At 73.4% G+C, this 26,861-nt stretch carries 24 protein-coding genes; 12 read left to right on the plus strand and 12 right to left on the minus strand.

Annotated features, from left to right (window positions below; translation table 11 throughout):
- Window positions 1-12: 12 nt before the first annotated feature.
- The 4 genes from RWK90_RS15295 to RWK90_RS15310 are packed head-to-tail and all read left to right on the plus strand — an operon-like array spanning window position 13 to window position 3,387.
- Entirely contained in the window at window positions 13-1,023 is a 1,011-nt protein-coding gene (locus tag RWK90_RS15295) for a metal ABC transporter substrate-binding protein (RefSeq protein WP_314038481.1), read from the plus strand.
- The gene (locus tag RWK90_RS15300; protein ID WP_314038482.1) at window positions 1,020-1,838 is read left to right on the plus strand and encodes a metal ABC transporter ATP-binding protein; all 819 of its coding nucleotides are present in this window, start codon (window positions 1,020-1,022) and stop codon (window positions 1,836-1,838) included. The genes RWK90_RS15295 and RWK90_RS15300 overlap by 4 nt, the downstream gene beginning before the upstream one ends.
- Window positions 1,835-2,704, plus strand: a complete 870-nt coding sequence (locus RWK90_RS15305) for a metal ABC transporter permease (RefSeq protein ID WP_314038483.1) — start codon at window positions 1,835-1,837, stop codon at window positions 2,702-2,704. Before RWK90_RS15300 ends, RWK90_RS15305 begins: the two co-directional genes overlap by 4 nt.
- Entirely contained in the window at window positions 2,701-3,387 is a 687-nt protein-coding gene (locus RWK90_RS15310) for a metal-dependent transcriptional regulator (RefSeq protein WP_314038484.1), read from the plus strand. The genes RWK90_RS15305 and RWK90_RS15310 overlap by 4 nt, the downstream gene beginning before the upstream one ends.
- A gap of 60 nt (window positions 3,388-3,447) precedes the next feature.
- Here the strand turns inward: RWK90_RS15310 and RWK90_RS15315 are convergent, their stop codons facing one another.
- Window positions 3,448-3,894, minus strand: coding sequence for a hypothetical protein (locus RWK90_RS15315; RefSeq protein WP_314038485.1), 447 nt, complete (start codon window positions 3,892-3,894; stop codon window positions 3,448-3,450).
- Between the two features lie 142 nt (window positions 3,895-4,036).
- On the minus strand, window positions 4,037-5,413 hold the full coding sequence (locus tag RWK90_RS15320) for an FAD-linked oxidase C-terminal domain-containing protein (RefSeq protein ID WP_314038486.1): 1,377 nt from the start codon (window positions 5,411-5,413) through the stop codon (window positions 4,037-4,039).
- A 108-nt stretch (window positions 5,414-5,521) separates the two neighbouring features.
- Here RWK90_RS15320 and RWK90_RS15325 point away from each other — a divergent pair, with 108 nt between their 5' ends.
- On the plus strand, window positions 5,522-6,553 hold the full coding sequence (locus RWK90_RS15325; RefSeq protein WP_314038487.1) for a C4-dicarboxylate ABC transporter: 1,032 nt from the start codon (window positions 5,522-5,524) through the stop codon (window positions 6,551-6,553).
- Window positions 6,554-6,573: 20 nt separating this feature from the next.
- On the opposite strand, the gene RWK90_RS15330 is transcribed toward RWK90_RS15325, so the two are convergent.
- Together RWK90_RS15330 and RWK90_RS15335 are read right to left on the minus strand one after the other, a co-directional pair.
- Window positions 6,574-9,894 (minus strand): error-prone DNA polymerase, encoded by a 3,321-nt coding sequence (locus RWK90_RS15330; RefSeq protein ID WP_314038488.1) that lies wholly within the window; start codon window positions 9,892-9,894, stop codon window positions 6,574-6,576.
- Between the two features lie 33 nt (window positions 9,895-9,927).
- A complete protein-coding gene (locus RWK90_RS15335) occupies window positions 9,928-10,851 on the minus strand; it encodes a sucrase ferredoxin (RefSeq protein WP_314038489.1) in 924 nt (307 codons plus the stop codon).
- An 86-nt stretch (window positions 10,852-10,937) separates the two neighbouring features.
- Between RWK90_RS15335 and RWK90_RS15340 the strand changes: the two genes are divergently transcribed.
- The gene (locus RWK90_RS15340) at window positions 10,938-11,579 is read left to right on the plus strand and encodes a hypothetical protein (RefSeq protein WP_314038490.1); all 642 of its coding nucleotides are present in this window, start codon (window positions 10,938-10,940) and stop codon (window positions 11,577-11,579) included.
- 47 nt (window positions 11,580-11,626) lie between these two features.
- Here the strand turns inward: RWK90_RS15340 and RWK90_RS15345 are convergent, their stop codons facing one another.
- The gene (locus RWK90_RS15345) at window positions 11,627-13,279 is read right to left on the minus strand and encodes a DNA polymerase Y family protein (protein ID WP_314038491.1); all 1,653 of its coding nucleotides are present in this window, start codon (window positions 13,277-13,279) and stop codon (window positions 11,627-11,629) included.
- The gene (locus RWK90_RS15350; protein WP_314038492.1) at window positions 13,276-14,145 is read right to left on the minus strand and encodes a hypothetical protein; all 870 of its coding nucleotides are present in this window, start codon (window positions 14,143-14,145) and stop codon (window positions 13,276-13,278) included. Before RWK90_RS15350 ends, RWK90_RS15345 begins: the two co-directional genes overlap by 4 nt.
- A 196-nt stretch (window positions 14,146-14,341) precedes the next feature.
- Here RWK90_RS15350 and RWK90_RS15355 point away from each other — a divergent pair, with 196 nt between their 5' ends.
- Entirely contained in the window at window positions 14,342-15,295 is a 954-nt protein-coding gene (locus RWK90_RS15355; RefSeq protein WP_314038493.1) for an L-lactate dehydrogenase, read from the plus strand.
- Window positions 15,296-15,297: 2 nt separating this feature from the next.
- Here RWK90_RS15355 and RWK90_RS15360 read toward each other — a convergent pair whose 3' ends face one another.
- A complete protein-coding gene (locus RWK90_RS15360) occupies window positions 15,298-15,444 on the minus strand; it encodes a hypothetical protein (RefSeq protein ID WP_007630246.1) in 147 nt (48 codons plus the stop codon).
- A gap of 125 nt (window positions 15,445-15,569) precedes the next feature.
- On the opposite strand from RWK90_RS15360, the gene RWK90_RS15365 reads away from it, so the two are divergent.
- On the plus strand, window positions 15,570-15,971 hold the full coding sequence (locus tag RWK90_RS15365; protein ID WP_314038494.1) for a DUF6157 family protein: 402 nt from the start codon (window positions 15,570-15,572) through the stop codon (window positions 15,969-15,971).
- Window positions 15,972-16,004: 33 nt separating this feature from the next.
- On the opposite strand, the gene RWK90_RS15370 is transcribed toward RWK90_RS15365, so the two are convergent.
- The 3 genes from RWK90_RS15370 to RWK90_RS15380 all read right to left on the minus strand — a co-directional run bounded on the left by RWK90_RS15370 (window position 16,005) and on the right by RWK90_RS15380 (window position 18,751).
- On the minus strand, window positions 16,005-16,625 hold the full coding sequence (locus RWK90_RS15370; RefSeq protein ID WP_314038495.1) for a GDSL-type esterase/lipase family protein: 621 nt from the start codon (window positions 16,623-16,625) through the stop codon (window positions 16,005-16,007).
- A 78-nt stretch (window positions 16,626-16,703) separates the two neighbouring features.
- Window positions 16,704-17,423, minus strand: coding sequence for a response regulator transcription factor (locus RWK90_RS15375; protein ID WP_311201253.1), 720 nt, complete (start codon window positions 17,421-17,423; stop codon window positions 16,704-16,706).
- Window positions 17,420-18,751 carry a PspC domain-containing protein gene (locus RWK90_RS15380; protein ID WP_314038496.1) on the minus strand — a complete coding sequence of 444 codons (1,332 nt, stop codon included), beginning with the start codon at window positions 18,749-18,751 and terminating at the stop codon, window positions 17,420-17,422. The genes RWK90_RS15375 and RWK90_RS15380 overlap by 4 nt, the downstream gene beginning before the upstream one ends.
- A gap of 122 nt (window positions 18,752-18,873) precedes the next feature.
- Between RWK90_RS15380 and RWK90_RS15385 the strand changes: the two genes are divergently transcribed.
- From RWK90_RS15385 to RWK90_RS15395, 3 genes are all read left to right on the plus strand, one after another.
- Window positions 18,874-20,175 carry a PspC domain-containing protein gene (locus RWK90_RS15385; protein WP_314038497.1) on the plus strand — a complete coding sequence of 434 codons (1,302 nt, stop codon included), beginning with the start codon at window positions 18,874-18,876 and terminating at the stop codon, window positions 20,173-20,175.
- Window positions 20,176-20,237: 62 nt separating this feature from the next.
- Window positions 20,238-20,555 carry a hypothetical protein gene (locus tag RWK90_RS15390; protein WP_314038498.1) on the plus strand — a complete coding sequence of 106 codons (318 nt, stop codon included), beginning with the start codon at window positions 20,238-20,240 and terminating at the stop codon, window positions 20,553-20,555.
- Window positions 20,556-20,671: 116 nt separating this feature from the next.
- Complete coding sequence (locus tag RWK90_RS15395) at window positions 20,672-21,421, plus strand: hypothetical protein (RefSeq protein ID WP_314038499.1); 750 nt, start codon at window positions 20,672-20,674, stop codon at window positions 21,419-21,421.
- Between the two features lie 414 nt (window positions 21,422-21,835).
- Here RWK90_RS15395 and guaA read toward each other — a convergent pair whose 3' ends face one another.
- Window positions 21,836-23,446 carry a glutamine-hydrolyzing GMP synthase gene (gene guaA, locus RWK90_RS15400; protein ID WP_314038500.1) on the minus strand — a complete coding sequence of 537 codons (1,611 nt, stop codon included), beginning with the start codon at window positions 23,444-23,446 and terminating at the stop codon, window positions 21,836-21,838.
- 126 nt (window positions 23,447-23,572) lie between these two features.
- Between guaA and RWK90_RS15405 the strand changes: the two genes are divergently transcribed.
- The gene (locus RWK90_RS15405) at window positions 23,573-25,048 is read left to right on the plus strand and encodes a wax ester/triacylglycerol synthase family O-acyltransferase (protein WP_314038501.1); all 1,476 of its coding nucleotides are present in this window, start codon (window positions 23,573-23,575) and stop codon (window positions 25,046-25,048) included.
- Here the strand turns inward: RWK90_RS15405 and RWK90_RS15410 are convergent.
- Complete coding sequence (locus RWK90_RS15410; RefSeq protein ID WP_314038502.1) at window positions 25,020-26,807, minus strand: GMC family oxidoreductase; 1,788 nt, start codon at window positions 26,805-26,807, stop codon at window positions 25,020-25,022. The two genes, RWK90_RS15405 and RWK90_RS15410, sit on opposite strands and share 29 nt — an antisense overlap.
- Window positions 26,808-26,861 lie beyond the last annotated feature (54 nt).

Raw genomic sequence — 26,861 nt, forward strand, 5'->3', positions numbered from 1 at the left:
TAAAGTTTCGGTATGCCGAAACTTCAGGCGACGGCCTACCGTCACCGTCGTGTCCCGGGCGGGCGAACTCCCGCCCCGGGAGCCAGGCGTGCCGCCGCGCCGCTCGCCGCGGCTCTCGTGGCCGCGCTCGCACTGACGTCCGGGTGCTCTGTCGGCCCGGCGGGCACGAGGGACCTCGACGACCGGCCCGGCGCCGGGCAGGCGGAGGACCAGCTCGTCGTGGCCACGACGTTCACGATCCTGGCGGACATGGTCGCCCGCGTCGGCGGCGACCGTGTTCGGGTCGAGTCCGTCACCACGCCCGGGGCCGACGTCCACCAGTACGAACCGACGGTGGAGGACCTCAAGCGGGTCGCGGACGCCGACCTCGTGGTGAGCAACGGCCTCGGGATGGACGACTGGCTGCTGCGGTTCATCGACGGCACTGACGCCGCCCACCTCGTCACCTCGGACGGGATCGAGCCCCTGCCCATCCGGGCCGGCAACTACACCGGCAGGCCCAACCCCCACGCGTGGATGTCGCCGGTCGAGGGTGCCCGCTACGTCCGCTCGATCGCCTCCGCGCTCACCGAGCTCGACCCGGACGGAGCGGCGGGGTACACGGCCCGTGCCGATGAGTACGTCGCCGACCTCCGGGACATGGCGACGCGCGCGCGGGAAGCCGTGGCCACCGTGCCCGCGGACCGCCGGGTGCTCGTCACCTGCGAGGGTGCCTTCTCCTATCTCGCGCGCGACCTCGGGCTCGAGGAGCTGTACCTGTGGCCGGTCAACAGCGAGAACCAGGGCCTGCCGCGCCAGGTCACCGCGTTGATCGACCGGATCCGCGAGCGGGAGATCCCCGCCGTCTTCTGCGAGTCGACGGTCTCCGACGCCGCCATGGGACAGGTCGCCGCCGAGACCGGCACCCGCCTGGCGGGCCTGCTGTACGTCGACTCGCTCTCCGGTCCCACGGGGCCGGTGCCCACTTACCTCGACCTGCTCGACCACGATCTCGAGACCATCACCCGGGAGCTGACCTCATGACGGACCGGCCACTGCCCTTCTCCCCGGACGCCGGCCCGCCCGCCGTCGTCGTCTCCGACCTCACGGTCGACCGGGGCCAGAACCGTGCGCTCGACGCGGTGTCCCTCTCCGTGCCGAGCGGGGAGGTCACGGTCCTGCTCGGCCCCAACGGGTCCGGGAAGTCCACGCTCCTGCAGGCGCTGCTCGGCCTGGTCACGCCCACCGCCGGAACGGTCCGGGTGCTCGGCACCTCCGTCCGCGAGGCCCTGCGCGGCGGCCGCGTGGCCGCGGTGCCCCAGGCCGACGGTGTCGACGAACTCTTCCCCGTCACCGCCGCGGAGGTCGTCATGCAGGGCCGCCGCCACTTCACCGGCCTGTGGCGGCGCCCGTCGGCCACGGACAGGGCCGCCGTCGCCGAGGCCCTCGACAGGGTGGGCCTGTCCGGGCTGGCGTCGCGCCGCATCGGGGAGCTCTCGGGCGGCCAGCGCCGCCGGGTCATGCTGGCGCGGTGCCTCGCCCAGGAGGCCGACCTGCTCCTGCTCGACGAGCCGTTCAACGGGATGGACGCCGGCAGCGAGGAGGTCTACATCGACGTGCTGCGGGAACTCACCGCCGGCGGGCGCACCGCGCTGATCTCGACCCACCATCTGGGCACCCTCGAGCGCCTCGCCGACTCGGTGGCGCTGCTCAACGGTCGCCTCGTGGCCCACGGCCCGGTGGCCGAGACCACGACGCCCGACATCCTGTCCACCCTGCTCGGCGCCCGACTGCCCGGGGCGACCGACACCATCCGGACCGCCGACGCGCTGTCCGCCGCCGAGAGGGCCATGTCGTGATCGAGCTGCTCACCGAACCGATGTCCTACGAGTTCATGCGCCGGGCGCTGCTCGTGGTGACCGCCTCCGGGGTCGCCGGCGCGTTGCTGAGCTGCTGGCTGGTCCACATGGGCTGGTCGCTCATGGGCGACGCCGTGTCGCACGCCGTGCTGCCCGGGGTGGTGATCGCGGCGCTGACCGGCATCCCCTTCGCCGTCGGTGCACTCCTGGCCGCGCTCGTGGCCGTGTGGTTGATCGGGGCGGTCCGCGAGAGCGGGACCGTGCGGCCGGACGCCGCGATGGGCATCGTGTTCACGGCCCTGTTCTCGTTCGGCCTGGTGCTCATCGCCCGGTTCCCCACCCAGCAGGACCTGCACTCGATCCTCTTCGGGTCGGTGCTCGGCGTCCGGGACTCCGATCTCGTCCAGGTGCTGGTGGTCTCGGCGTTCACGGTGATCGTGCTGCTGACGTTCCGGCGGGACCTGATCCTGCTGGCGTTCGACCGGCTCCACGCCCACACGCTGGGGCTGCGCACCCGGGCACTCACGGCCCTGCTGCTCGCGACCCTGGCCACGGCCACCGTCGCCGGCGTGCAGTCCGTGGGGGTGATCCTGGTCGTGGCGACGCTCATCATCCCGGGTGCGACCGCCCAGTTGGTGGCGGACACCATGCGGGGGACGATGATCCTCGCCGTCGTCGTCGCCCTGATCGGCGGTGTCACCGGCCTGTACCTCGGCTACTACGCTGACCTGCCCCCGGGCCCGGTCGTCGTCCTCACCCAGGCCGTGATCTTCGTGGTGGCGCAGTTGTTCGCGCCCCGGCGCGGGGTGATCCCGCGGGCGGCGGCGGGCGCCCGGGCACGACGATCGGGGATGATGGCCACATGACCGTCGACCCGCCGAGAGCCCTCGCCGACCTCACCCCGACGATCCAGGCCTACCTCATGGCCGTGCACGCGCTCGGCGCCGGCGGCGACCCGGTGTCCTCGAGCGCGTTGGCGGAGCGTCTCGGCGCGTCCCCGTCGTCGGTGAGCGAGGGTGTCCGCAAGCTCGTGACGATGGGGCTGGCCGAGCACCGGCCGTACGCGCCGGTGGTGCTCACGGAGGCGGGCCGGTCGTTCGCGGTGGCGATGGTGCGGCGGCACCGGATCATCGAGACGTTCCTCGCCCGGTGTCTGGACTACCCGTGGGATGCGGTGCACGCGGAGGCCGACGCGCTGGAGCACGTGGTCTCGGACCGGTTCGTCGACGCGCTCGACGTGTTCCTCGACCATCCGCGCCGCGATCCCCACGGTGACCCGATCCCCACCCGGGACGGTCACCTCGACCCGCTCGGCGACACCCCGCTGGACCACGTCGAGGAGGGGTCCACGGGTGTCGTGACCCGGGTGTCGGACCGCGACAACGCCGTCCTGCGGCACCTCGCCGAGATCGGCCTGCGCCCCGATTCGCCCGTCGAGGTGGTCTCGCGCCAGGTCGAGCTGGGCATCATCTCCGTGTCGCTGGGGGGCCGGGTGGTGCAGGTCGGCACGCCGGTGGCGGCGGCGGTGCGGGTCCGCGTCGACGGCTGACGCCCGCGCCCGGGGTCGACGACGACGAGGTCCGCTCCCACCGCGCTCCCCCGCGGTCGCTCAGGCGGCGTGGGGGACGGTGGCCGGTGTGCGGACCCCCGTCGGGCCCGCGGCCTCCGCGCGATCAGGTCGGGCCGCCCGCGCGGCCGGCCACCGCAGGCCGAGGGCGATCAGGGTCGCCACGGCGATCGCCCCGTCGACCGCGGCCGCGGCGGGGGCTCCCGTCACGTCGTGACGCAGCAGGAGCACGGCGGTCATGGTCATGGACGCCTTGTGGAAGATCACGACCAGCCACAGCACGGCCGCGCCCGGTGGGGTCGCGCCGAGGTAGGCGGACAGGGCCGCGAACACGAGGAGCCCGTAGGCGCGCCAGTAGCCGGTGAGCTGGTGTTCGGGCGTGATGGTGGGCGCGTCGAGACCGGCGGCGACGCCGAGCCCGAGCGCGACCGCCGCGGTTCCGAGCAGCAGGGACCGGTAGAGCAGCAGGCTGAGTCGGTCGGTGGCCATGACAGGGATGGTCGTCGGCCGGGCGCGGTCGCGCATCGGGGAGATCCCCGGGATCGGGCCTGATTCGGGCTCGGGGGCCGCTACCCCGGGGTCGCGGGGCCCCGGTGGCCGGCAGCCGACTGCCGGCTGCCGGCTGCCGGCGCTAGAGCATGGTGCCGGGGTTGAGGATCCCCTGCGGGTCGAGCGCGTTCTTGATGCGCCGGGTGAGGTCCATGACGTCGTCCCCCAGCTGGGCGGGCAGCCACGGCGCCTTGAGCCGGCCGACGCCGTGCTCGCCCGTGATGGTGCCGCCCATGCCGATCGCCAGGTCCATCACCTCGCCGAACGCGAGGCGGGCCCGTTCGGCGCGGCCCGGGTCGTCGTCGGTGAGGACGATGATGGGGTGGGTGTTGCCGTCTCCGGCGTGGGCGACGAGGGCGATCGGGACGTCCCGGCGCGCGGAGATCTCCTCGATCCCCGCGACGAGCCGGGGCAGCGAGGGCAGTGGTACGCCGACGTCCTCGAGCAGCAGCGTGCCGACCTTACCGAGGCTCGTGAACGCGGCGCGCCGCGCCATGGTGAACTGTTCGCCCTCGTCGGGGTCGTCGGTGGCGAAGACCTCGGTCGCCCCGTGGGTGCGGAAGGCCTCGGCCATGAACTCGGTCTCGGCCGCGCGGTCCGGTCCGGTGAGGTCGGACTGGGCGATCAGCATGGCCCCGGCGGTGGTGTCCAGGCCCATCCGCAGGTCGGCCTCGACCGCGCGGATGCTGACGGTGTCCATGAACTCGAGCATCGCCGGGCGGATCCGGCGGGTGATCGCCAGGACGGCCTCGCTGCACGCCACGACGTCGGGGAAGATCCCCACCACCGTCGACCGTGGCGGCTGGGCGGGGATGAGCCGCAGGACGATCTCGGTGACGATGCCGAGGGTCCCCTCGCTGCCCACGAACAGTTTCGTCAGGCTCAGGCCTGCGGTGTCCTTGAGTCGCGGTCCGCCGAGGCGGACGGTGGTGCCGTCGGCCAGCACGACCGTCATGCCGAGGACGTAGTCGGTAGTGACGCCGTATTTCACGCAGCACAGGCCGCCGGCGTTGGTGGCGATGTTGCCGCCGATCGAGCAGATCTCGTACGAGGACGGGTCCGGCGGGTACCAGAGGCCGTGTGCTGCGACGGCCTGTTTGAGCTCGGCGTTGTACAGGCCGGGTTGGACGGTGGCCGTGCGGGTGACGGGGTCGACGTCGATGTCCCGCATGAGTTCGGTGGACAGCACGATCCCGCCGTCGACGGCGGTGGCCCCGCCGGACAGTCCCGACCCGGCGCCGCGCGGGACGACGGGCACGGCGTGGGCGTTAGCCCAGCGCATCGTCTCGCTGACGTCCTCGGTGGTGCGTGCGCGGACCACGGCGAGCGGCATCCCGGGGTCGGGCGCCTTGGCCCAGTCCTGCCGGTAGCCCTGCAGGACGTCGGGGTCGGTGAGCAGGCGCGCGGGGTCGAGGCGTGCACGGAGGTCGTCGAGTGCGGCGGCGGAGGGGACGCTCATGCACCCGAAGGTACGGCCTCGTCGGGCCCGCCGCCGGGGTATGCGGGCATGGTCCGCGGCCCGCCCCCGGGTGCCCGGGCCGGGGTGCGCCGGGGGCATAGTGTCCTGGTGACCACCACCCCCGGAGCAGGACACGGTCCTGCCGCGCCCGCCGTTCCCGGCCCGGGGCCCGCGTGGTTCGGCGCGGTGATGGGCACCGGCGGTCTGGCGACGTTGCTGCAGATCCACTCGGTGCGGGTCCCCGGTTTCGCGCCGGCCGCCGTGGTGATGCTCGTCCTGGGCTGGATCCTGTTGGTGGGGCTGGGCGCGGGTTTCGCCCGGTCGGTGGCGCGTGATCCGGACACGTGGACCTCCACCGTGCGGGACGCGGCGATGCTGCCGTTGTGGGGCATGGTCTCGATGGGCCTGCTGGCGGTGGGCTCGGCCACGTTCGTCGTGGTGGAGGCGCACGCGCCACCGTTGGCGGGGATGGCGTTCGGGGTGGACGTGGCGTTGTGGGGCGCGGGCACGGTGCTCGGGTTGGCCACGGCGGTGGGGTTCGCCGTGTGGCTGGTGTCCACGCGACCCGACCATCCTCTTCCCACGTGGGCGTTGCCGATGGTGCCGCCGATGGTCTCGGCGACGGCCGGTGGTCTGATCTCCCGGCAGTTCGAGTCGGAGGTGGCGAGGGGCGCGCTGTGGGCGGCGTGCGTGTTCTGCTTCGTGCTGGCGTTGATCCTGGGCGGCGTGGTGATCGTGATGGCCTATCACCACGCGTGGTTCCGCACGCCCGTGCCGGTGGCGTTGTCGACCTCGACGTGGATCCCGCTGGGGATCGTGGGGCAGTCCACGGCGGCCGCGCAGGTGCTCGCGGGTCCGGCGCTGGCGGGTCTCGCCCGGGTGTACGGGGCGACCGTGTTGGTCGCGGGCGCGGGTCTGGGCGCGTTCGCGGTGGCGACGACGCTGCGGGGGTTCCTGGCGCGGATGCCGTTCTCCCCGGGGTGGTGGGCCATGACCTATCCGTTGTCTACGTGCGGCCTCGGGGCCCACTATCTCGGGTGGGACGCGGCGAGTGTGCTGACGGTGGCGGTGCTGATCGTCATCTGGGTGCTGTGCGCGGTCGCGAGCGTCCGCGCGATCGGGGCGGTGCGGTCCGGCTGAGCGCGACGCGGTGGCCGTGGTCATCGGAAGTCCCGGCTGCGGCCGATGGCCATGCCCAGGTGGAGCCGTTCGATCTTGTCCGCCACCACGCTGACCGCGCCCGAGCGGTTCTCCACCGTGCCGCGGACGAGGAGCGCGGGGGCGGAGGAGACGATCGGCCGGTAGCGGGCCCACAGTCCGACCGAGCAGACGATGTTGGTCATGCCGGTCTCGTCCTCGAGGCTGAGGAAGGTCACGCCCTCCGCGGTGGCGGGCCGTTGTCGGTGGGTGACCGCCCCCGCGACCTGGATGCGACTGCCGTCGGGGACGTGCGCGAGCCCGGCGGTGGTACACACCCCGCGTGAGTCGAGCCAGGGCCGGGCGTGGACGGTCGGGTACTCCTCCGGGCTGATGCCGGTGGCGGCGAGGTCCGCGGAGGTGAGTTCGAGGACGCTCATCCCGGGCAGGGCCGGCGCCTCGACCTGGCTGAGCCCGGGCAGCATTCCGGGCTTCTCCCGGGCCGCGGTGGCCGCCGACCACAGGGCGGCGCGACGCCCTCCCGCGCCGAGCGAGTCGAGGGCCCCGGCGGTGGCGAGTGCCTCCATCTGCCGGACGGACAGCCCGGTTCGTCCGGCGAGGTCGGCCGCCGAGGTGTAGGGACCGTGGGTGTCGCGCTCGTCGGCGATCGCGGTGGCCAGGTCCTCGCCGATCGCCCGCACGGACTCCAGGCCGAGGCGGACCTCGGTGCCCTCGTTCTCACACGTGGCGCCGCCGAGTGAACGGTTGACGCAGGGCCGGTGCACGGTGACGCCGTGCCTGCGGGCGTCTGCGACCAGCGATTGCGGGGAGTAGAAGCCCATGGGTTGGCTGCGCAGCAGGGCGGCGCAGAAGATCGCCGGGTGGTGACACTTGAACCACGCGGAGTAGTAGACGATCGCGGCGAAGGACTGGGAGTGACTCTCGGGGAATCCGTAGTTGGCGAAGGCGCACATCTTCTCCCAGATCCGCTCCCCCACCTCCGGTCCGGTGTACGGGGTCCCCGGCGGGCTGGTCCCGATGCCGTGCAGCTCGCGCATGCCGGCGAAGAACCGTTCCTTCAACCGCGCCATCCGCTCGGGTGAGCGCTTGGCCCCCATGGCGCGTCGCAGTTGGTCCGCCTCCGCGCCGGTGAAACCGGCGATGACCGTGGCGATCTGCATGAGCTGCTCCTGGAACAGGGGGATCCCCAGCGTCCGCCCGAGGACGGATTCGAGCGCCGGGTGGTCGAACACCACCTTCTCCAGGCCGTTGCGCCGCCGGATGTAGGGGTGCACGGAGCCGCCCTGGATGGGGCCGGGACGGATGAGGGCGACCTCCACGACGAGGTCGTAGAACGTCCGCGGTCGCAGCCGGGGCAGCGTGGCCATCTGGGCGCGGGACTCCACCTGGAACACGCCCACGGAGTCGCCGCGGCACAGCATCTCGTAGACCTGCGGATCCGCGAGGTCGAGCTGGGCCAGGTCCACCTCGAGGTCCTTGTGCTCGGCGGCCAGGTCGATGGCGTGGTGCAGGGCGGTGAGCATGCCCAGGCCCAGCATGTCGAACTTCACCAGGCCGACCGCCGCGCAGTCGTCCTTGTCCCACTGCAGCACCGTCCGCCCCGGCATCCGCGCCCATTCCACGGGCACCACGTCGGCCACCGGGCGGTCGCAGATCACCATGCCGCCGGAGTGGATGCCCAGGTGTCGGGGCAGGCCGACGAGTTGCCGTGCCAGGGCGAGCACGTCGGGCGGGACGGTGTGCTCGGTGGCCTCCCGCTCGTGGTTCTTCAGCCCTGACCACCGGTCGACGCTCTTGGACCAGGCGTCCTGCTGGCCCACGGAGTAGCCGAGCGCCCGGGCCACGTCCCGCACCGCCGAGCGGCCGCGGTAGGTGATGACGTTGGCCACCTGGGCGGCGTAGTCCCGGCCGTACCGCGAGTAGACGTACTGGATGGCCTCCTCCCTCCGACCGGACTCGATGTCCACGTCGATGTCGGGCGGGCCGTCACGTTCCGGTGCCAGGAACCGCTCGAACAGGAGTTGCGCGCGCACCGGGTCGACGTTGGTGATGCCCAGGGAGTAGCAGACCGCGGAGTTGGCGGCCGAGCCCCGGCCCTGGCAGAGGATGCCCTCCCGGCGGCAGAACTCGACGATGTCGTGGACCACGAGGAAGTAGCCGGGGAACCCCAGCTCGGCGATCACCGTCAGCTCGCGGTCGATCTGCGCGTACGCCTCCGGCGCCTCCTCGCGGCTGCCGTAGCGTCGGGCGGCGCCGGCGTAGGCGAGTTCGGCGAGCATCGTGTTCTCGGTGTGGCCCTCGGGGACGTCGAACGGCGGCAACTGCGGCGCGATGAGCCGCAGGTCGAACGCGCACTCCCGCCCGAGCCTGTCGGCCCCGGCGACGGCGTCGGGCCAGCGGTCGAACAGCTCGGCCATCTCTTCGCCCGAGCGCAGGTGGGCTCCGCCCGCCGCGGGCAGGTGTGCGGCGTGGGTCTCGAGCGGGTCGCGCGCGCCGAGGGCCGCCATGACCGAGGCCAGGCGTGCGTCCTCGGGCCCGGCGCAGTGGGCGGCGGTCGTGGCGACGACGGGCAGGCCCGCCCCGGCCGCGAGCCCGGCCAGGGCATCGCACCGCTCGGTGTCCTCGGGCACGCCGTGGCAGGTGAGTTCCACGACCACCCGGTCGCGCCCGAACAGCTCGACCAGCTGGTCCAGAGCCGTGCGGGCGGCGGCGATGTCGAAATCCGGGGCGCCGGCGCCGCGTTCCAGGGCGCGGCGGACCCGACCGCGTCGGCAGCCGGTGAGGACGTACCAGTGCCCCCCGGCCGCCTCCGCGAGTTCGGTGATCTCGTACCGCGGCTCCCCCTTGGCCCCGCCCCGCAGGTGGGCGCGGGCGATCGCCCGCGACAGTCGGCGGTAGCCCTCCTGCCCCCGGGCCAGGACCAGCAGGTGCTCCCCACCCGGCAGGGACAGCTCCGCCCCGAACACCGTGGCCAGCCCCAGCTCCGAGGCCGCCTCGGCGAAACGCACGACTCCGTACAGGCCGTCGTGGTCGGTGATCGCGAGGGCCGTGAGCCCCAGATCCGCCGCGGCCTCCGCCATGGCCTCGGGCGAGGAGGCGCCGTCGAGGAAGCTGAACGCGGTGTGGGCGTGCAGTTCCGCGTACGGCACCCGCCCCTGCACTCGCGGCCGCTGCGGGGCCGTGTACTCGCCCCGGGTGCGCGACCACGCGGGGGCGTCGCTGCCGTCACCGGGGTGCGGGTTCTCGGGACCGCGCGGGTTCGGTCGCCCGGACAGGACCCGTTCGAGCTCTCCCCAGTTCCGGGGCCCGTGATACCAGTTCACCGGGGCTCACCCGCCCCGCGCCGCAGTGGACGGTCAGAGTCGGGTGAGCGACTCCACGACCCACGCGGAGGCCTTGCCCGGTGGCTTGCGGCAGCTCTGCGCGCGGGGCGGGAGCGGCCGGGTGCCGGTCCGGATGCGCCAGGCGCGACCGTCGGTGTGCTGGACGACGGCCACATGTGGGTCGTCCGGGTCGATGTCGACGACGAGGTCGTCGATCCCCGCCTCCACCCCGGAGTCACGCACCGCCACCTCCGCGACCTGCCCGGCCGGCGGCCAGGTACTGCGTCCCCGCAGGTGTTCGGTGACGACCCGACCGTCCAGTTCGGTCTCGACGATGCGGACCGCCAGGTCCGGCTCCGCGGGCCCGTAGGTGTACCCGGATCCGGGTAGCAGCAGGACGGGGGCGAAGCGGTGTCCGCCGGTGTGGGAGCACTCCCACACCGCGGCGTCCGGATCGAGCGCGGACAGCCTCGCCCCGAGCCGGGACTCGAGAGCGGCCGCGACCGGGCGGCCCCGGACTGCGCAGCACTGGTCGCGCTTGGCGTGGGTGCACACGAGCGGCACCGGCCCCCTGACCTCGCGGGTGCCGTCCACGTGCGCCCCGGGCGAGAGATCGAGGTCGAGCATGTCCGCGGGACGGTCGACCCGGCCGACCCTGATGCTCCGCCGTCCGGGCCGCGTGTCACAGAGGTAGAAACGGTGGCGGTCGAGGACCTGTCCCTCGCGGCCGGGCCGACGGATGAACAGCATGCGGGATCCGCAGGCGGATACGTGCTCCTTGAGGCGTTCGGAGAGTTCGTCGCCCAGCGCCTCGCCGTCGAAGATGTCGCGGCCCCAGCGAGCGGGGACCTCGAGCAGCACCCACGACTCCTCGTGGGCGGCGGTGCCGGCCGGTGGTTCGTCGGCCGACTGGAGCGAACACCAGGCGGGGACTGGGGCGGGATCGTTGACTGACACGCCACCATGGTGCCCCACCTCGCGAAGTGGTGTAACTGTAGCCACCTTGTGGGACAAAAGTGATTAGAGGGATTTAGGGTGGGGCCATGCGTACCGGACATCGCCGCTTCGCCGCGGCCACCGCCCTGACCGCCGCCGTGTCTCTGGCCCTGGTGGGATGTGGGAGCGACACCTCGACCGAGGCCCCCGCCTCGAGTCAGACGACCACCGCCGGCTCCTCCCCGGCCGCTCTGGCGCAGACACTCTCGCCCGAGGAGACCGAGGCCGCCGACCCGACGGCCGGCCGGGCGGACTCCGCGCCCAAGCGCGAGACCCCGGCGACCACCTCCGAGCGGCCCGAACTGGTCGTGTCCGAGATCCGGATGGGGGACTACCAGGGCAAGGACCGCGTCGTGTTCGAACTCGACGGCCGGGGCGTGCCGAGCTACTCGGTGGACTACGTGGACGCCCCCGCCCAGCAGGGCAGCGGTTTCCCGGTGGAGGTCCCGGGCGACTCGTTCCTGCAGGTGATGATCGGTGGTCAGGTCCTGCCCACCGAGACGGACATGCAGGAGGTCCCCGTGGGCACGGTCAACGGTGACGAGGCCACGGGTGTGGCCGGGGTGGCGTTCGCCGGCCAGTTCGAGGGCCAGGCGCAGGCCGTGATCGGCCTGGAGGGCGCCGACCGGGCCTTCTCCGCCTTCCTGCTGCAGAACCCGACCCGCCTGGTGGTGGACATCGAGCGCTGATCGCGGTCCGGCCCCGGACACCGGCGATCGGCGTGTGAGCAACCGGATCATTCGTAGACCCCCTCGACCGTCCAGTTCCCGGCACCGTCCCCGAGCACCCCGCAGAGCAACAACGCGGCCGCGCGCTCGGGGACGACCTGCATGCGGGCCCTGGGCCGACGGGGCCGCCCGTCGGGCGTGGGCTCCCACCACGCCTCGTCGATCGGCCACGGCCGCGACCACCCGAGCAGCGCGCAGCGGCGGCCACCCAGTTCGATGGCGGCGGGCCGTGCGCTGAGCAGGCCGCGCGGGGTCACCCCGACAGCCGCCCCCTCCGCGCTGCGCAACACGACTCCCCCGGCGAGCGGGACCCGCGCCGCGACGGCCGCCCCCGGGTCCCCGTTCTCGCGGATCTCCAACCGGTAGCCCGGCCCGGGCCACACCACCGACGGCGAGGGCGCGGGGAGCGCACCCGGCCACGGGCCGCGGGCCGCGGGTTCGGCCGGGGCGTCCCCGTACGGCAGGGAACGCACCCGGTCGGCCGGACCGCGGCCGCCCACCTCCACCGGCACCCGGACGGACTCGGGCCCGAGCAGTCCCTGGACGCGCACGAGCGCCCGGTGTACGCGGGCTTCCGCGAGCCCGGCCTCACCCCACAGGCCCTCCTGGACGCGGCCGGCGGGGACGACCTCCACCGGCTCCAGGACGAGCGCGGTGACCGCTCCCCCGGCCCCGCCGGCGATCGCGGTGCCGGTGAGCCAGCCCTCGAGCTGCCACCGCAGCCGGTCGGCGGTGCCCTCCGGGGTGAGCGGCGACGAGCACCGCCACACCCGGTTGACCTCCGCACCGCCCTCGACCCGGGCGGTGATGGACAGCCGCAGACACGAGACCCCGGCCGCGGCGAGCACGGCGTGCAGCTCCCCCGCGAGCCGCCGACCGAGGAACGCGGCCTCGTCGACCCGCTCCAGGGGCGGGTCGCACCGGTGCTCGACCGCCGACCCCGTGGGCACGGCGGTCACCGACGGCGGGCGCCACGGGACGGCCCGGGCGATCCGGTGCGCCACCGACCCGGCCTCACCGAAACGGGTGGCGACATCCCGCGGCGGGAGCGCGGCGAAGTCGCCCAACGTCCGCACGCCGAGACGGTGCAGGAGACCGACCAGCTCCGAGAGCACCTCGGGATCCCCCAGCGCGGGCTCCACCACGAGGGCGTCCACGGGCAACCCCGCCAGGTAGCCGGCGTCCCCGCCCGGTTCCAGCAGCGCCGAACCACGAGCACCGAGCACGGCCGTGGGCAGTTCGTCGGCGAGCCCCACCTGACACTCCACCCCGGCCGCGGCCACCGCGTCGACCACACGCGTGACGACCTGCTCGACCCCGCCGTGGAAACGCAACGCCCCGGCCGCGGAGAACACGAACAGACCGGGCCGGAGCACCTCGATCCCCGGCACGACGGCGTCGAGCGCCTGCACCACGGGCTCGAACCACGCGGCGTCCCGCGCCGGATCCGCGGCGACCACCACGAGCTCCGGGCAGCGGAACTGGGCCTCGCGCCGACGCAGCCCCCGCCGCACCCCGACCGCACGGGCGACCGCGTTGCACGCCAACACCCCGCGGGGCCCGACGACCGCCAACGGCAGGTGGAGCCCGTGCCCCTCGGCCCGGGCAGCGGCGACCGCCGGCCAGTCCGGGCACCACACGGCCATGACCCGGGCGCTCATCCCGCCGCCACCCATTCCGCGGTCCGGACGGGGGCCGCCCGGCCGGAAGACCGCACCAGAGTGGAGACGGAGGCCAGCCGGCCCGCGCCCGCACCCAGACCGCCGTAGCGGCAGGGCCGACCCGCCAGCGTCAGTTCCGCGCCGGGCCAGCCCGGCCCCACGAGCAGCACCGCGCCCGCGGCCCGCACGCGACCGGCGATCACCCGCGCCCGCGACGGGGCGACGGCCGCGACCCCGGGGCCGAGCAGGACCAGGTCCAGCCCGTCGAGCAGGACGGAGACCACCGCCGCGGGATCCGGGCCGGGGTCGGGCACGAGCGCCAGGCAGTCCAGCCGGCCCCCCTGCTCCGCCACGGCCGCCACCCCGAGCTCGGGCCAGCCCACGACCGCACACCGGGCGCCGGACGCGGTGGCCGCGGCCAACAACCCGACCCGTAGGGTGGCGCTTCCGGAGACCGCCGTGACGCGCCCCGCGGGCAGCACGCCACCCGGCACCAGATGCGCCACGGACTCCGGCACGGCCACACCGGGCACCGCCGCGGCGGGCCCCGCGGTCGGGCGGGCGACGGGAGCGGAGGCGGCGACGCCGGTGGGGGCGGCGGGGGCGGACGCCACAGGGGCGGGACCTGCGACGACGGGCGCGACGTCCCCGGGGCCCTCCGGATGCACGGGTGCCGCGGGCGGGGCCGTCGAGCGCGGCGGCGCGGCGGGAGCCGACGGGCGCGGGGCCGCGGGCGCGGTCGACCGCGCGGCCGCGGGCGGACCGCCGCCCGGCATCGCGGCCAGGCGACGCCGCAGCTCCGCGACCCGGTCGGCCGAGTCGAGGTCGGCCAGATCGGCAACAGCAGCAGCGTCCACTACCATCATCAGAACCTCCCGTCACGCGCGACACGCCGTCGAGCACGTAATCGAACTATTTTTCGATCACGAGAACAGTGAACACCACGGGTACGACACCGCGCAAGAACACCTGTTCGAGACGGGTTCTCCTCGTCGTCGTCGCCCCGGTCATCCACCCCGACGCCACCCGCCCTGTCGTACCCGGGGTCTACCCTCGGTGACCATGAAGGCCTCCATCGGGAACCGCATCGTGCTCATCGGCGCCGGCGACGTCGGCATCGCCTACGCGTACGCGCTGGTCAACCAGGGTCTGGCCGACCACCTGGCCGTCATCGACATCGACCGCGACAAACTCGTGGGCGAGGTCATGGACCTCAACCACGGCGTCGTGTGGGCGCCCTCCCCCACCCTCGTCACCGAGGGCACCTACGCCGACTGCACCGACGCCACGATGGTCGTGATCTGCGCCGGGGCCGCGCAGAAGCCCGGCGAGACCCGACTCGACCTGGTCGGCAAGAACATGACGCTGTTCGAGCGGATCGTGGGCGACGTCATGGCGACCGGATTCGACGGCATCCTGCTGGTGGCCACCAACCCCGTCGACATCCTCGCCCAGGCCACCTGGCGCTACTCCGGGCTCCCGTCAGCCCAGGTCATCGGGTCCGGGACGATCCTCGACTCCGCACGATTCCGGTTCATGTTGGGCGAGTACTACGACGTCGCCCCGATGAGCGTGCACGCCTCGATCATCGGCGAACACGGCGACACCGAACTGCCGGTCTTCTCCTCCGCCAACGTCTCCGGCGTGCCGCTGCGCCGCGACCTGGAGGGTGACCCCGCCACGCGGGAACGGCTCACGCGGATCTTCGACGAGACCCGGGACGCCGCCTACCGGATCATCGACTCCAAGGGCTCCACCAGCTACGGCATCGGCATGGGCCTGGCCCGCATCACGCGCGCCGTCCTGCGCAACGAGCAGGTCTCACTCCCGGTCTCCACCCTGCTGCGGGGCGAGTACGGCGAGGACGGGATCTTCATCGGGGTCCCCGCCGTGATCGGGCGGACCGGCGTGCGCCGGGTGGTGGAGCTGGAGCTCGACACCACCGAGCGCGAACAATTCGCCCGCAGCGCGAGCGCGCTGCGGGCGGTGTCCGAACAGTTCGAGATCCTGAGATGAGCTCAGGGAGCCCCGGGGGGATCGCTGGCCGGGAAGGACTCGTCGCCCCACTCGTCGGCGAGGTCGTCCTTCGAATCCGGACGGTTGTCCCTCTCGTCCTTCTCGTCGGACTTGTCGTCGTTGTGGTCAGAGTTCTGCGGGTTGGACATGCAACAATCTCCTCCCGCCGTACCGGGCGTACGGCGAGACTCACGTTACCGGACACCACGTCCGGCACGACCGCACAGCACCGCCCGGCACCGGATGCCGGCGCGCCGAGGGCCGGAGGCTCGCCATGCACACCACCCACTACACCGACACCCTCATCCTGCCCGCCCCCGACACCAGGGCGGAGTCCGCGCTCGCCCCGCCCCCGGGAAAGGGCACCGTGGCCGAACTGCAGTACGCGCGCCTCGCCGGGAACGACTACACGTGGACGAGCGATGACCTGATCTTCGACGTGCACTGCCAACGCAAGGACATCCCTGAAACCGACCGCGCCGCCGAACGCGAACGGTTCTTCAGCAAGGGCCAGCCGTGCCTGCGCACCTCACCCCTGGCCAAGACCTACGGATGGGCACTGCACTTCGACTCCCACGGGCGGATCGCGCTCCTGCCCATGGGCTCGCAGCGCGTGGCCGAGCTCGAGGCCGACCCGGGCGTCACGGTCAGGCACGCGATGAAGAGCTCCCGCTAGCGCCCCGGCACCATCTCCACGAACCCGGAGCGACTAGTAACCCGGTTCCGCGTCGGGCAGCGCGCCCAGCCACGCGAGCACCGGGCCCGCGATGACGTCCCCGAACTGCTCGTAGCCGCCGGGGCCGGGATGCGCCCCGTCGCCGGCGGCGACCTCCCGCATCCACGCCCCACCCGCCCACAGCGCGTCGAACGTCGGCACGAACGGCACGCCGGCCTCCTCGCACACCGCGGCCATCGCCTCGGCGCGGGCGGCGATACGCTCGTTGACCTCGTCCCACACCACCGGCGGCGGACCCACCACGAGGAACCTCCCCTCGGGAGCGCGGTCGATCATCCCGCGCAGCGCCGCGACCGTGCCCGCCTCGTCGACGCGCATCTCGCCCCCGACCTCCATGACGTCGTTGACCCCGAACTCCGCGATCACCGCGGTGGTGGGGAACGCCGCCCTCCGACGGTCCACCTCGTCCCACCGGGCCAGGATCATCTCCGAGGTGTCCCCGCCGATCCCGGCGACGGTGGCGTGCAGGTCCAGTCCCTCACGGGCTCCCGCCTCCACCAGGTGGGCGGTCCACCCGCGTCCGGTCCGGTCGCCGTACCCGGCGACGAACGAATCTCCGATGACGCACAGGGGCAGGTCGCGCGGTCCGCTCATGCCGTCACCGTATCGGGCTGCCCCGGCCGGCGGCGGTGATCCCGGGCGGGACGGCGTGGGGTCGGCGGGGCCGGCCGCTCAGTCCAGGTGCCGCGACTGGGCCCAGCGGGTCAGCGCGTGGCGGTTGGACTGCTGGGTCTTGCGCAGCACGTTCGAGGCGTGGGTCTCGACGGTCTTGACCGAGATGAACAGCTCCTCGGCGATCTCCCGGTAGGTGTACCCGCGTGCCAGCAGCCGCAGGACCTCCTTCTCGCGCGGGGTGAGCGAGTCGACCTCGGGGTCGTGGACGGGTTCGCCGCGCTCCTCGGGGCCGGGAGCGGCACGCGCGAACGCGTCCAGCACGAACCCGGCCAGGCGCGGGGAGAACACGGCGTCCCCGTCGGCGACCCGGCGCACGGCGTCGGCGAGGTCGTCGCCGGTGATGGTCTTGGTGACGTAGCCGCGGGCGCCGGCGCGGATCACGGCGATCACGTCCTCGGCGGCGTCGGAGACGCTCAGCGCGAGAAAGGTCGGCTCCGGGGCGCGGGCGGGATCGGCGACCCCACCCGGATCCGAGCCCAACACCGACCGCAGGACGGCCACGCCGCCGCCGTCGGGCATGTGGACGTCGAGCAGGACCACGTCGGGGCGCACGCGCGCGATCCCCGCGATGGCCTCGGCCACGGACCCGGCCTCGCCGACGACCTCGATCGACGACTGGCCTGCGAGCTCGGCGCGCACGCCGCTGCGGAACACCGCGTGGTCGTCCACGAGGAAGACCCGGCTCACCCCGGTCGCGGTCCCCGACCCGTCCGTCATTCGCCCTCCAGTGGCATCTCGATCCCGATCTCGGTCCCGCGTCCGAGAGTACTGCGCACCCGCACGGTTCCCCCACGGCTCTCCACGCGGTGGCGGATGGACTGCGCGAGACCGTGGCGGTCGCCGTCGACGGCGTCGGGGTCGAAGCCGTGTCCGCGGTCGCGCACGAACGCGCTGAGGGTGTGCCCGTCGTTCTCCACGAACACGTCGGCGGTGTCGACGCCGGCGTGCTTGGCGACGTTGACCAGTGCTTCGCGGACGGCGCCCAGCACGGCCTCCTCGGCGTCGCCGACGGATCCGTCCCCGCCCACCACGACCTGGTCGACGCGCAGACCGTACACGTCCTCGACGTCGCCGACCATCACCTCGACCGCCCCGGCCACGGTGGCGGCGCCGGAGGACATGCGGGAGCCGGCGCCGAACAGCCACTGCCGCAGTTCGCGTTCCTGCCGGCGGGCGAGGCGGGCGACCTGAGCGGGGTCGTCGGAGCGCTTCTGGATGAGCGCCAGCGTCTGGAGGACAGAGTCGTGCAGGTGGGAGGCGATGTCGCTGCGTTCGGCCTCCCGGATCCGCGCGGCGCGTTCCTCCTCGAGCGACCGCCAGAGCCGCAGTCCGACGGGGACGCTGAGCAGACCGACGCCGACGAGGGTCGCCACGACGGCGAGGAGGGACGACCGCAGGGCGGCGAGCTCGACCTGTCCGAGGACGACGACGGCGAGTCCGACGACGACGAGGGTGGCCCCGGCGGTGACCCTGGCCCAGTCGAAGACGGAGCGTGGAGACCCTCTTCCACCACCGTCGTACTGCTGCCAGACCAGCCCGGCACCCAGGGCCACGATGACGACGGGCACGATCACGTGCAGTCCCGTCGCGGTGGTCACCATGAACGACAGCACCGACCCCACGACGCCCAGGACGGCCAGCGCCACACCGCGTCGCCGCTCACGCGGGTCCGGGGTCGACGTCCCCGGGGCCGCGGCGGTCGAGGTGAACGCCCACAGCGCCGCGTACAGGGCCACCCCGGCCCCCGAGAGGGTGGCGAGCAGGACCATCACCAGCCGGACGTGCACGACCCGCACGCCCAGGTGTCCGGCCAGGCCCGTGCAGACACCGGACACGACGGACCCGTCCGCGACGCGGGTCAGGCGGGGGTACCACCGGAAGCCGGCCGGCTGCGCGGCGGGCGGACGCGGCGCCGGGCCGGGGCCCGGCGCGGGGCCCGGGCCGATCGCACGGGCGGATGCCGGGCCGAGCGCGGGGCCCGCTACGGGACCCGCTGCGGGACCGGACGCGGGACCGGGCGCGTGGCCGGTCGCGTTCTCACTCATATCCGCCATCGTCACAGATCCGACCCGGGGTCGCATCGGGGTCTGACCCCGAGATCCCGGGGGTCCGGATCTCAGGGTCGGTCCCCGATGTGCCGGGCCCGTCGACCGAGCACGATGGGGGCATGTCCAGCACCAGCACCCACGACGTCCCGTCAGAACTGCGTTCCCTGTGGCGCACACGGCCCGTCCGGACCCCGGACGACTCGCGGATCGCCGGCGTCTGCGGAGGCTTCGGCCGGCGCTACGGCGTGGACCCCGTCCTGTTCCGCGCCGCCTTCGTCATCGCGGCACTCTGGGGCGGGGCGGGAGTGTTCCTCTACGCCCTCATGTGGCTCCTGCTGCGGGCCGCCGGCGACGAGGTGTCCAAGGGGGAGGCGCTCCTGGGGAAGGGCCGGGCGTCGGGCTCCAAGGCCACCGCGGTCCTCCTCGTCGTCGTCGCCCTCATCAGCGCCCCCACCTTCGGCGGTTCCGGCGGCGGCTTCGTCGTGGGGGCCGGGTTCCTCATGGTGGCCGCGATGCTCGCCGGGTGGTACGGCCTGCACCGCCGCACCCCCACCCCACCCGCGGGGTGGGCCGAGGTCTCCGCCGTGCGACCCGCCGCCCACCACCCCGGCGGCGCGGCGACCCGACCCGGCCCGTGGCAGGCACCCGGGGCACCCCGGGGGCCCGCCGCCGGCGCCGGCACGGGCGCCCCGTACGGCCCACCCACCCACGGCCCCGGCCCCGGCCCCCACGACCAACCCGTCTACGGCCCGCCCGTACCGCCCGCGTGGGACCCCCTCGGCGCCGCCCCCTTCGCCTGGGACCTGCCCGACCCCGCCGACGCGCCCCGCCCGGACCCCGAACCGGCGGCGCCGCGCTCCCGCCTGACCAAGGTCACCCTCGGGCTCGCGCTCATCGCCACGGCCGTCGCCGTCGGCCTGTCCACCCTGGGCGGGATCACCTGGCTCGACTCCACCCGGATCGCCGCGATCGCCCTCGCGGTGGTGGCGGGCGGACTGCTCGTGGGCGCGGTCACCCGCCGCGGCCACGGACTGCTCGTGGTGGCCGGCCCGCTCGTCGGGTTCGTGCTGCTGGCCTCCCTCGTCCAGCCCGGCCTGCCCGACGGCGCCTGGGAGGGCACCGGTGACCTGCGCGTCGACATCACCGAACCCGCGCAGCTCGACGCCCCCGTCGTCCACGACCTGGGCTCCGTGACCGTCGACCTGCGACGACTGGACCTCGACCGGGACCGCGACTTCAGCGTGCGCAACGACCTCGGTTCAGTGCGTGTCCTGCTGCCGGAGGACCTGGCCGTGGACCTGAGCTGCCACGCCGACCTCGGCTCCGTCGACTGCCCCGACTCCGCGCCCGCCACGATGCCGGGCCCCGTCCTCACCCTGGACGTGGCCACCGAGGCCGGCTCGATCACGGTGACGCGATGACCGATCGACCCGGCGCCGACCCAGCGCCGACCCCCCGTCCGCATCCCGACAGGAGAACCGACATGACGACCCCAGGGCCCGACACCGGCTTCCGCACCGACCAGCCCCTGCACGACCCCCTCCCCTACGGCACGGGGTTCACCACGCCCGAGCCCCTCGGCTTCGGAGTCGCGCCCGAACCGGCCCCGGCCCCGGTCGATCCGGAGACCGCGGAGCGGCGGAGGGGCGGCTCGCCGGTCCTCGCGGTCGCCGGGCTGGCCTCACTGGGGGTCGCGGGGTGGGCGATCCTCGGGGCGCCGGTCATCACGCCGACCGTGCTGTTGGCCGCCGGGCTCGTCCTGGCCGTTCTCGTGGGACTGATGATGGTCCTGCGCCGCTGACCTCGACGCCCGCGGCGCCCGCGCCCGCCGCCCGGCCGCCCTCCAGCGCCCGCCGCCCGGCCGCTCTCGTTCTCCGGGGGCGGCCGGGCGTCGTAGTCGGTTGTTACGGTCGGGGCATGTCAGCCACCTCCGCCGGCTCCGCGACCGTCGACCGGGTCTGGGAGCGGCGCCGTCGAGCCGAGACACGGTCTCGGTGGTCTCGGCCCGCGTTGGGGGCGTTCGTCACGCTGGCCTTCGTGGTGATCGCCCGCCCCGACCTGCTCCCGGGCGGAATCCCGACCGCTCTCGCGGCAGTCGGCATCATCGCCGCGGTCGCGGTGACGGGGAGCGTCCTCTGGGCCCGGAGATCGAGCATCCGCGGACACAGCGGCAGCATCGAGGCCCCGCCGTCCCCCGGGCACCGCTGGTGGCGCAGCCCCGCCCTCGCAGGCCCGGCCCTGTACGCCCTCGCGTTCCTCGGCACCCTCACCGGGCTCTTCGACCACTGGCCGGTCGTCCTCGGGTGCGCGGTCGCAGTCGGCGTGGCGACCGCCACTGGCCTGGTGCCCCGCTACGAGTCCTCTGACCACGTCCACGGCGCCCGCCTCGAGTACCCGCCAGTGCTGACGGCCGGTGCGGACGCCGCTCTGGCGGACGGGGAGCTGACGCCGGACGTGCTGGAATTACTGGTTCTGCAGCATCACACCGGCGAGCGGCGCATCTCGTGGTGCGCGGACGTGCTCGGCACTGACGTGGACGACATCCGCGCCCGCATCCGCCGCGGCCGGCGCTGGCTCGAACTGCCCGCCACCGAGGTCCACGATCCCCCCACCGCGAACTGGGTCCGGCTCAGCTCCGACGGCCGCACGGCGCTCGGCTACCTCTGACCGACCGCCCACCGCCTCGGTGGCCATCGCGTCCCACCAGCGGTCTTGCCTCCTGCGGGGCTCGCGGCCGCTCCTGCCCCTGTCGTCTCGCTCCTGCGGATGGCGTCCCGCGCGCGAACCTGCCCGCCCAGAAGACAGCCGCGCGCGAACATGGCGTCTCGCGCGCACTTCGGGGAGGGCGAGACGCCATCGCGGGGAGCGGCTGCGTTGTGTGCGCGCATCAGCGGGAGCGAGACGCCATCGCGAGGAGCGGCTGCGTTCGACGCGGGCGGGCGCGGGCGGGCACCGGCGGGCGCGGGCGGGCTCGGGCGGGCACCGGCGGGCGCGGGCGGGCGCGGGCGGGCACCGGCAGGCGCACGAGCGGACTCCCGCGGCGGAGCCGGATCAGGCCGGAGCCGGATCAGGCCGGAGCCGTCACTCCCACTCGATGGTCCCCGGCGGCTTGCTCGTCACGTCCAGCACCACGCGGTTGACGTCCGGGACCTCGTTGGTGATGCGGTTGGAGATCAGCGCCAGCGTCTCGTACGGCATGCGCGTCCAGTCCGCGGTCATGGCGTCCTCGGAGCTGACGGGCCGCAGCACGATCGGGTGGCCGTAGGTGCGGCCGTCGCCCTGCACACCGACCGAGCGGACGTCGGCCAGCAGCACCACCGGGCACTGCCAGACGGTCGCGTCCAGCCCGGCGGCCGTCATCTCCTCGCGGACGATCGCGTCGGCGGCCCGCAGGGTGTCCAGCCGCTCACGGTCCACGGCGCCGACGATCCGGATACCCAGCCCGGGGCCGGGGAACGGGTGGCGGCCGACGATCGCCTCGGGCAGGCCGAGCTCGCGGCCCACCGCCCGGACCTCGTCCTTGAACAGCAGCCGCAGCGGCTCGACGAGGGTGAACTCGACGTCGTCCGGCAGACCGCCCACGTTGTGGTGGCTCTTGATGTTGGCCGTACCCGAGCCGCCGCCCGACTCCACGACGTCCGGGTAGAGGGTGCCCTGGACGAGGAAGTCGACCGAGGCCGCCTCGTCGCCGGAGCCCTGGAGCTCGAGCGCCTGGCTGACGGCACGCTCGAAGGAGCGGATGAACTCGCGGCCGATGATCTTGCGCTTGGTCTCGGGATCGGTGACGCCGGCGAGGTGACCGAGGAACACCTCCGAGTCGTCGAGGGTGATGAGCCGGGCGCCGGTGGCGGCGACGAAGTCGTTCTCCACCTGCTCACGCTCGCCCGCCCGCAGCAGCCCGTGGTCGACGAACACACACGTGAGCCGATCACCGATCGCGCGCTGGACCAGCGCGGCGGCCACGGCCGAGTCCACGCCTCCGGACAGGCCGCAGATCGCGTAGCCGTCACCGATCTGCTCGCGAACCGACTCCACCAGCTGCTCGGCGATGTTCGACGCGGTCCACGTGGGCTCGAGCCCGGCGACCTCCGTGAGGAAGCGGCTCAGCACCTGCTGCCCGTGCGGCGAGTGCAGCACCTCCGGGTGGTACTGCACGCCGGCCATCCGGCGCTCCGGGCACTCGAAGGCGGCGACCGGGGCACCGGCCGAGCTGGCGGTCACGGTGAAGCCCTCCGGGGCGGCGGTCACGGCGTCGCCGTGGCTCATCCACACCGGGTGGTGCTCCGGCAGACCGGCGTGGAGCACCCCGCCGGACACCGTCACGTCGGTGCGCCCGTATTCGCGGCTGCCCGTGTGGGCGACCTCGCCGCCCAGCGCGCCCGCCATCGCCTGGAAGCCGTAGCAGATGCCGAACACCGGCAGGCCCAACTCGAACACGGCCGGGTCGAGCCTGGGCGCGTCCTCGGCGTACACACTCGACGGGCCACCGGAGAGCACCAACGCCACCGGGTCCTTCGCCCGGATCTCCTCGACGGTCGCGGTGTGCGGGATCACCTCGGAGTAGATCCGCGCCTCACGCACCCGGCGGGCGATGAGCTGCGCGTACTGGGCGCCGAAGTCGACGACGAGCACGGGTCGCGGTGCCGCTGCCTCTGCGGTGAGCTGGGAGCTGGTCTGTACGTTCTCGGCCACGCGCCCGAGTCTATGCCCCGGACCCCGTCGACCGAACACCACCACTTCCCCCGCACAGGGGTCCACAATGAACTCCCACCACGTCGCCGGCCCGACACCGGGCTCAACGAGAGCGGGAGGGCCCCGATGGAACGCATGACCGGATTCGACGCGAGCCTGCTGTACCTCGAGACCGCCCCGCAGACCCTCGTCGTGGGTGCGGTCCTGTTCATCGACGTCTCCGGGCTGGAGGTCGAGTACTCCTTCGGCCGCCTCCGGACCGAACTCGGCCGCCGCATCAAGGAACTCCCCGAACTGCGCCGCAAGATCTACGACTCCCCGCTCAACCTCGGCCACCCCGCGTGGGTCGAGGAGTACGACCTCGACATCTCCGCCCACGTCCGCCGCGTCCAGGTGGACCCGCCGGGCGACGAACGCGCGGTGTTCGAGATGTGCGGCACCCTCGGCAGCCGCCCCCTCGACCGCACCCGACCCCTGTGGGAGATGTGGATCCTCGAGGGGCTCGACGCCCCCGACACCGTCGCCGTGTACTTCCGCGCCCACCACGCCGTCCTCGACGGGGCCAACGGCGCCGACGTCCTCCGCAAGCTCAGCACCGCCGGACGACCCGACTCCCCCCGCGACCTCGAACTGGTGCGCGTCCAGGCCGGCAGCGCCAACCCCGTCCGGCTCCTCGCCGGCGGCCTGTGGGACTTCACGGTGCGCCGCCCGCTGACCCTGGCGCGGCTCGTCCCCGAGGTCCTCACGCTGCCCCTGGCCCTGCACAAGGCCTCCGCAGCCACAGCCCCCGACGGTTCCGCCCCCGACGAAGACAGCCCGGGCGGCGAGAACGACGACCTCGTCGTCGTCCCCAGAGCCGCGCCGTTCACCGCACCGCGGACCCGCTTCAACGCCACGATCACCCCCCACCGCGCCGTCTGGGGCACCTCGCTCGACCTCGACGAGATCACCGAGATCAAGGAGGCCTTCGGCGTCACCGTCAACGACGTCTACCTCGCCGCGGTGGGCGGCGGACTACGCCGCTACCTCCGCGCCCACGACGACCTGCCCGACCCACCGCTCGTCGCGGTGGTGCCCGTCTCCACCCGCGACGCCGACGGCACCCACGGCAACAACCGCGTCACCGTCCTGTTCGCGTCCCTCGGCACCGACATCGCCGACCCCCTGGAACGCCTCCGCGCCATCTCCGCACGCACCCGCCGCGGCAAGAAGCAGACCAGGAGCGCCATGCGACCGGACCTCATCCAGGACGTCGCCGAGCTCGCCCCGGCGACCGCCCTGCAGTGGTTGATGCGGATCTACGGCGACTTCCACCTCGCCGACCTGCACCCCGTCGTCCACAACCTCGTCGTGTCCAACATCCCGGGCCCCGCCGATGAGCTCGACTTCCTCGGCGGACGGGTCACCCGCATGTACCCCTTCGGGCCGCTCATGCACGGCTCGGGCCTGTCCGTCACCGCCATGTCCGTCGACGGTCAACTCGACGTGGGCATCAACGCCTGCGAGCACCTCGTCCCCGACCCCGACCTCGTCGCCACCGGGATCCGCGAGGCCCTGGACCGCCTGCTCGAACTCACCCGCGAGCGGGCGCCCCGCCGCTAGAGACCTCCACGATCGGCAGACGCAACGCACCCGGCGCGTCCTCGGGCACCACCGGGCGCACCGGCCGGACCGGCGACAGCCGGCGGTAGGCCTCGCCCTGCGCCGGACGGGGATCCGCCTCGCCCTTGTTGGGCCACAGCGACATCGCGCGCTCCGCCTGGGCCGTGATGCTCAGGGCCGGGTTCACCCCGAGGTTCGCCGAGATCGCCGAGCCGTCCACGATGTGCAGGGTCGGGTAGTTCCACACCCGGTGATACGGGTCCACCACCCCGGTCTCCGGGGAATCGGAGATCGCGCAGCCACCGAGGAAATGCGCCGTCAGCGGGATGTTGGCGATCTCCCCCCACGTGCCGCCCGCCAGCCCGCCGATCTCCTCGGCGATCTTCCGGGTGGCCTCGTTGCCGGCGGGGATCCAGGTGGGATTGGGCTCACCGTGGCCCTGCTTGCTCGTGACGTACCGGAACGGACCGATCTTCTTGACGTAAGTCTGCAGTGAGTTGTCCAGGTTCTGCATGACCAGCGCGATCACCGACCGCTGGCTCCAGCGACGCAGGTTGAACAGCTGCAGGAACACCTTCGGGTCGCGACGGACCTCGTCGATCAGCACACGCCACCGTGGCAGCGGACCGTCACCGTCCGTGAGCAGGGTCTGCAGGATGGCGATCGCGTTGGACCCCTTGCCGTACCGGACCGGCTCGATATGCGTGTCGGGCCGGGGATGGAACGACGACGTGATGGCCACGCCCTCGGAGAAGTCCTGCTCCGGCTCGTAGTTCGGGCGCATCGCCCCGAGGATCGCCTCCGAGTTCGTGCGGGTCAGCCGGCCGAGCGCGTCCGACAGCCGGGGCAGGGAGCCGGAATCCTTGGCGTAGTGCAGCAGGTGCTGCGTCCCCCAGGTGCCGGCGGCCACCACGACCTGCTGGGCGGTGACGGTGGTGGTGCGCTTGCCGAGCCTCGTCCAGGCGCCGGTCCGCTCCAGCGTGACCTCCCACGTACCGTCGGCCCGCTCGCGCAGGTCGCTCACCGTGGTCCGGTCCATGATCCGGGCGCCCGCGCGCTCGGCCAGCGCGAGGTAGTTCTTCATCAACGTGTTCTTGGCGTTGTGGCGACACCCGGTCATGCACTCACCGCACTCGATGCACGCGTTGCGGTCCGGGCCGACGCCCCCGAAGTACGGGTCCGGCACCCTCTCCCCCGGCTTGCCCGTCCCTCCCGTCTTCTCGCCGAAGAACACGCCGACCGGGGTGTAGACGAAGGTGTCCTCCGCCCCCATGTCGCGGGCCACCTTCTTCATGACCTCGTCCGAGTGGGTGTGCGTGGGGTTGGTGACCACGCCGAGCATGCGGCGGCCCTGGTCATAGAACGGGGAGAGCTCCTCCTCCCAGTCCGTGATGTGCGCCCACTGCCGGTCCTTGAAGAACGGGCCGGTCGGCTTGTACAGCGTGTTGGCGTAGTTGAGCGAGCCCCCTCCGACACCCGCGCCGGCGAGGATCATCACGTCACGCATCATGTGGACGCGCTGGATCCCGAACAGCTTGAGCTTGGGCGCCCACACGTAGCGGTGGAGACGCCATGACGTCTTGGGCAGGTCGGCGTCCTCGAAACGGCGACCGGCCTCCACCACCGTGACCCGGTACCCCTTCTCGGTCAGCCGCAGGGCCGTCACGCTGCCGCCGAAGCCGGATCCCACCACGAGGACGTCGGTATCGGTCGCCCCGTCCGGGGCGTGGGTCGGGGACGACTGTGTGCGCGACGTCATGATGCAACTCCCAGGGGTGGTCGATGTTGTGGGTCACACTACCCGAGCAAGCCT

This window comes from Dietzia sp. CH92 (assembly GCF_032248695.1).
In the GTDB taxonomy this organism is placed as follows: domain Bacteria; phylum Actinomycetota; class Actinomycetes; order Mycobacteriales; family Mycobacteriaceae; genus Dietzia.

What these genes read in the sequence shown, in the direction of transcription:
- RWK90_RS15295 (WP_314038481.1), top strand. Translation starts at nt 13, where the DNA reads ATGCCGAAACTTCAGGCGACGGCCTACCGTCACCGTCGTGTCCCGGGC.
- RWK90_RS15300 (WP_314038482.1), top strand. Translation starts at nt 1,020, where the DNA reads ATGACGGACCGGCCACTGCCCTTCTCCCCGGACGCCGGCCCGCCCGCC.
- RWK90_RS15310 (WP_314038484.1), top strand. Translation starts at nt 2,701, where the DNA reads ATGACCGTCGACCCGCCGAGAGCCCTCGCCGACCTCACCCCGACGATC.
- RWK90_RS15315 (WP_314038485.1), bottom strand. Translation starts at nt 3,894, where the DNA reads ATGGCCACCGACCGACTCAGCCTGCTGCTCTACCGGTCCCTGCTGCTC.
- RWK90_RS15320 (WP_314038486.1), bottom strand. Translation starts at nt 5,413, where the DNA reads ATGAGCGTCCCCTCCGCCGCCGCACTCGACGACCTCCGTGCACGCCTC.
- RWK90_RS15340 (WP_314038490.1), top strand. Translation starts at nt 10,938, where the DNA reads ATGCGTACCGGACATCGCCGCTTCGCCGCGGCCACCGCCCTGACCGCC.
- RWK90_RS15345 (WP_314038491.1), bottom strand. Translation starts at nt 13,279, where the DNA reads ATGAGCGCCCGGGTCATGGCCGTGTGGTGCCCGGACTGGCCGGCGGTC.
- RWK90_RS15350 (WP_314038492.1), bottom strand. Translation starts at nt 14,145, where the DNA reads ATGATGGTAGTGGACGCTGCTGCTGTTGCCGATCTGGCCGACCTCGAC.
- RWK90_RS15355 (WP_314038493.1), top strand. Translation starts at nt 14,342, where the DNA reads ATGAAGGCCTCCATCGGGAACCGCATCGTGCTCATCGGCGCCGGCGAC.
- RWK90_RS15360 (WP_007630246.1), bottom strand. Translation starts at nt 15,444, where the DNA reads ATGTCCAACCCGCAGAACTCTGACCACAACGACGACAAGTCCGACGAG.
- RWK90_RS15365 (WP_314038494.1), top strand. Translation starts at nt 15,570, where the DNA reads ATGCACACCACCCACTACACCGACACCCTCATCCTGCCCGCCCCCGAC.
- RWK90_RS15370 (WP_314038495.1), bottom strand. Translation starts at nt 16,625, where the DNA reads ATGAGCGGACCGCGCGACCTGCCCCTGTGCGTCATCGGAGATTCGTTC.
- RWK90_RS15375 (WP_311201253.1), bottom strand. Translation starts at nt 17,423, where the DNA reads ATGACGGACGGGTCGGGGACCGCGACCGGGGTGAGCCGGGTCTTCCTC.
- RWK90_RS15380 (WP_314038496.1), bottom strand. Translation starts at nt 18,751, where the DNA reads ATGAGTGAGAACGCGACCGGCCACGCGCCCGGTCCCGCGTCCGGTCCC.
- RWK90_RS15385 (WP_314038497.1), top strand. Translation starts at nt 18,874, where the DNA reads ATGTCCAGCACCAGCACCCACGACGTCCCGTCAGAACTGCGTTCCCTG.
- RWK90_RS15390 (WP_314038498.1), top strand. Translation starts at nt 20,238, where the DNA reads ATGACGACCCCAGGGCCCGACACCGGCTTCCGCACCGACCAGCCCCTG.
- RWK90_RS15395 (WP_314038499.1), top strand. Translation starts at nt 20,672, where the DNA reads ATGTCAGCCACCTCCGCCGGCTCCGCGACCGTCGACCGGGTCTGGGAG.
- RWK90_RS15405 (WP_314038501.1), top strand. Translation starts at nt 23,573, where the DNA reads ATGGAACGCATGACCGGATTCGACGCGAGCCTGCTGTACCTCGAGACC.
- RWK90_RS15410 (WP_314038502.1), bottom strand. Translation starts at nt 26,807, where the DNA reads ATGACGTCGCGCACACAGTCGTCCCCGACCCACGCCCCGGACGGGGCG.